The sequence below is a fragment of the Chrysiogenia bacterium genome (genome assembly GCA_020434085.1).
GTDB lineage: Bacteria > JAGRBM01 > JAGRBM01 > JAGRBM01 > JAGRBM01 > JAGRBM01.
The window spans coordinates 1-3,857 of sequence record JAGRBM010000618.1 but is presented as its reverse complement, the minus strand read 5'-3'; the positions used below and the strand labels follow the sequence as shown (position 1 = coordinate 3,857).

Below are 3,857 nucleotides of genomic sequence, written 5' to 3'. Positions count from 1 at the left end.
GTTGAAAGGGTTCAGTCGTCATCGGCGGCGTCAACAGCGGACATCAGTTCTTCGACCGAGTTGTAGCGCTTCACTTTCCCCGCCTTGTATTCGGCCAGCGATTCGGCAATGCGCAGCTCAGCCGCTTCCTCGACCTCGTCGAGGAGTTCCTCGTAGCGCTCCTCGGTCAGGATCACATACCGGGGCTGGTTGTTCGCGATGACATGGACGGCCGGATACTTGGCGAGCTGCTCGTCGACGGCGCCGATGCCGCGTCGCTTGATCTCGGACGCGGGGATGGTTCGAATTCGCATGGGTGTACTCCTTTCGGCACCTAATTTAGCACATATATCAGCACTTATTTTAGCACCTGTTTCGGCGCCGTCCAGCACGGATTCAGCCCCCGGCGGCAGCCCCCCTTCCCCTTTGCCCGTGCGTGTGCTTTGAGTGAGAGCATCTGTTCCAGCGCGCAATGCAAAGCAGGCAGCCCTTGAAGATCACAATCCTGACCTCCTCCTACCCCCTCTACCGGGGCGACTATGCGGGGATCTTCGTAGAGAAGATGGCCCTGCCGCTGGCTACCTGGGGGCACAAGGTCGACGTCGTGGCGCCGGGCCACCCCGAGGCGCCGCGCCACGAGAACCACGCCAACCTGCAGGTCTGGCGCTTCCCCTACTTCCTGCGCGCCTTCGAGCAGCTCGCCTACGGGCCCGGCGGCATTCCAGAGAACCTGCGGTCGAGCCGCTTGATGGCGCTGCTCATTCCCTTCTTCATGCTCGGCTTCCTGATCGCTGCGTGGAAGCGCAGCGCCGGCGCCGATGTCATCCACGCCAACTGGACGCTGCCGGCCGGCTGGGTCGCGCGCCTGGTGGGAAAACGCCGCGGCGTCCCCTACGTGCTCACCGCGCGCGGCAGCGACATTCAGCTCGCGAAAAAGAGTTCCCTTGCCGGGCGCCTGTGCCGCCCGGTCCTGATGGACGCGGCGCTCGTCACCACGGTGAGCGAGGCGCTGCGCGAGGAAGTCATCGCCATGGGCGTGCCGCCAGGGCGCGTGCGGGTGATTCCCTCGGGCGTGGCGGTCAAGACCACCCGCCCGCGCGGACAGGACCGGCCCGAGCTGCCGCGCCCGCGCGGGGTCTTTGTGGGAAGCCTGCGCGAGCTCAAGGGCGTGGACGTGCTCATCGAGGCCATGGCGAAGCTCCGCGACCGCGGCACGCTTCACAGCCTCTGGATTGTGGGCGACGGCCCCGAGCGCGAGAAGCTCGAAGACCTCGTCCGCAAGCTGCGGCTCACCGACCGCATTGCCTTTACCGGCCGGGTCCCCCACGACGAGGTGGGCTCGTGGATGGCCGAGGCCGACTACATGGTGCTGCCGTCTTTCTCGGAGGGGCGCCCCAACGTGGTCTACGAGGCCTTCGCCGTGGGCACGCCGGTCGTCGCAACGAACATCCCCGGCACCAGCGAGCTCATCGCCGACGGCGAGCGCGGCCTGCTCGTTCCCGTGAAGGACTCCGCCGCCCTGGCAGAAGCCATGGAGAAGGTGGGCGGCAACGAGGTGCTCAGCCAGCACCTGGCCGAGATGGGCAGCGCCTGGCTCGCCGCCCAGGGCCTGACCTGGGACGCCTGCGCAAGGAGCTACCTGGCCGCCTACGAAGCGGCAGTGCCCGCTTCCTGACCCCCCAAAATTTTGCTTGTGCCCAAATCCCAAACGGGTGTAGAGGAAAAACTACAGCCGGCACATCCCCTTCTTCGCCGGCAAGAAGGAGGGTTCACCAAGCGTGAACATCAAACTCTTCCGGGTTGCGCTTGCAACCATGATCCTTGGCGCGGCGTCTGTTTCATTCTGGAGCGGCGTCGCTCACGCACAGGACGACGAGCAGTCCACCGACCAGGTGGTCTACTGCGAAGTCACCGAAGAAGACGGCAGCACGAGCGTCTGGGAAGTCGATTCCCAGGAAGCCTGCGACGCCATGGGAGGCACTGTCGTCAGCGGCAACTGACCTTTGCAAAAACTGGTACCGCAAAACGCCGGCCCGAAAGGGCCGGCGTTTTTTTGTGGCGTAGAGAGCGGAAATAGCTAGCCCCCCCCCCCACAAACAAAAACCCCCGCGTCTTTCGACGCGGGGATTTCGTGCCTTTTATGGAAGCAGTGCTTCCACTCTCCAGCCTTGAGTAGCGCGCTCTTGCGCGCGTCGAATGAGCCCTTCCCCCGCAGCCGGGGGAAGGTGTCGGCGAAGCCGGCGGATAGGGCCGGTTTGAGCCGCCTCGCGGCGCCCCCTCAGTCCGGCTTAGCCGGACAGCTCCCCCCGCAGGGGGGAGCGCAACAGGGTAGCGCGCTTCGCGCGCTTTTAGTTCCAGGTCGGCTGCTTGCGCTTGCCGACGACTTCCTGGATCTTGGCGCCGATTTCGTCGAGGTCCCAGGGGGCTTCGTCGTTGCTCTTCTCAGCAATGTCGACGGTGGCGGGTTCGATGAGTTTGACCGTGTTGCCGAACACCAGGAACTGGCGGCCGGTGATGTTCGCCGCGGCGTCGGTGCAGAGCCAGACGATGGCCGGGCTGATCATCTCGGGGGCCAGTTTCTTGCCGAAGCCGTCTTCGTCACTGAATCCCTGGAGGTCTTCGGTGAGGCGGGTGAGCGCCGCGGGGGCGAGCACGTTGACGGTGACGCCCTTGCGCTCGGCCTCGGGCCACAGGCAGCGCATAAAGCCCGCGATACCGGCCTTGGCCGCGCCGTAGTTGGTCTGGCCAAAATTGCCGAACAGGCCGGAGGTGGAACTCGTCATGATGATGCGTCCGCCCTCGCCGCGCGCGGCCATGTGGTCGTAGGCGTGGCGCGTGGTGAAGTAGGTGCCCTTGAGGTGGACCTTCACCACGATGTCCCACATTTCCTCGTCCATGTTCTTGAAGGTCTTGTCGCGCAGGATGCCCGCGTTGGCGATGAGGATGTCGAGCTTGCCGAACTCGTCGATGGCCTGCTGGACCATGTTCCTGGCGCCTGCGTCCTCTGCGACCGAATCAAAGTTGGGAACCGCCTTGCCGCCGGCCGCCTTGATCTCCTCGGCCACCTGGCTGGCCATGGCGTCCGAGCCGCCCTTGCCGTCTCGCGAGCCGCCCAGGTCGTTCACGACGACCGAGGCGCCTTCCTTTGCCAGCAGCATCGCGTGCGCGCGGCCAATGCCGCCGCCCGCGCCGGTTACCAGTGCGACTTTTCCATCAAGCTTGCCCATGGGTGGGTTCCCCTTTTTCTCTGTGTGATTGGATTGGCCCGTTGACTGAGCAGTCAATATTCAGGCGCGCGGAACCTACCACGGCACCGCCGGGAGGGCAAAGGGGGGGGGCGTGCAGGAATCCGAGTCGCGTGAAAGGTCGGCGCTGCAATCAAGGATCTGCGGCCGCGCCAGCATCTCATCGTGCACGTGCACCTGCACGAGCACGTGCACGATTCTCGATTTTTCAGCGCGCCACTGGGGACGCCGGGGACCCCAGCAGGCCCGGCACGTGGCGGATCTGGGCGAGAGCGAAGAGCGCCGCCCGCACTACAAGATTGAAGACGTGGATGAGCACCCCCTCGATCCGGGCCAGCAGGGTGCCGCCGCTCAGCCAGGCGGCGGAGGCGGCGCCCAGGGCAAACTCGGCGCTATCCAGAATGCGGTCGTAGAACTTGAGTGCAAACGCGTCGCGCAGCGGGTACTGCCAGAGGAACTCGCGGGCCAGCGCGAACAGGGCCACCGCGGCCACGGCGCGCAGCCAGGGCAACCCCAGGCTCATCAGCAGGGCGCAGAGCATGAGGCCGACAAGCAGGTGATCGAGGGTGTTGTGGAACTGATAGCCGACGTGGGCACGCAGGACTTCTGTGAACGTGGGACTCATGGCGCATC

5 protein-coding genes are annotated in these 3,857 nt (G+C 65.3%); 2 read left to right on the top strand and 3 right to left on the bottom strand.

Going from position 1 to position 3,857, the window contains the following annotated elements:
* Nucleotides 1–11: 11 nt before the first annotated feature.
* Complete coding sequence (locus KDH09_19995; protein MCB0221990.1) at nt 12–287, bottom strand: prevent-host-death protein; 276 nt, start codon at nt 285–287, stop codon at nt 12–14.
* A 182-nt stretch (nt 288–469) separates the two neighbouring features.
* Between KDH09_19995 and KDH09_19990 the strand changes: the two genes are divergently transcribed.
* The gene (locus tag KDH09_19990) at nt 470–1,654 is read left to right on the top strand and encodes a glycosyltransferase (protein MCB0221989.1); all 1,185 of its coding nucleotides are present in this window, start codon (nt 470–472) and stop codon (nt 1,652–1,654) included.
* A 103-nt stretch (nt 1,655–1,757) separates the two neighbouring features.
* The gene (locus tag KDH09_19985; protein MCB0221988.1) at nt 1,758–1,979 is read left to right on the top strand and encodes a hypothetical protein; all 222 of its coding nucleotides are present in this window, start codon (nt 1,758–1,760) and stop codon (nt 1,977–1,979) included.
* A gap of 348 nt (nt 1,980–2,327) precedes the next feature.
* Here KDH09_19985 and KDH09_19980 read toward each other — a convergent pair whose 3' ends face one another.
* Entirely contained in the window at nt 2,328–3,206 is an 879-nt protein-coding gene (locus tag KDH09_19980) for an SDR family NAD(P)-dependent oxidoreductase (protein ID MCB0221987.1), read from the bottom strand.
* 226 nt (nt 3,207–3,432) lie between these two features.
* Nucleotides 3,433–3,857, bottom strand: a 425-nt coding sequence (locus KDH09_19975; GenBank protein ID MCB0221986.1) for a hypothetical protein, incomplete at its 5' end; no start/stop codon positions are given.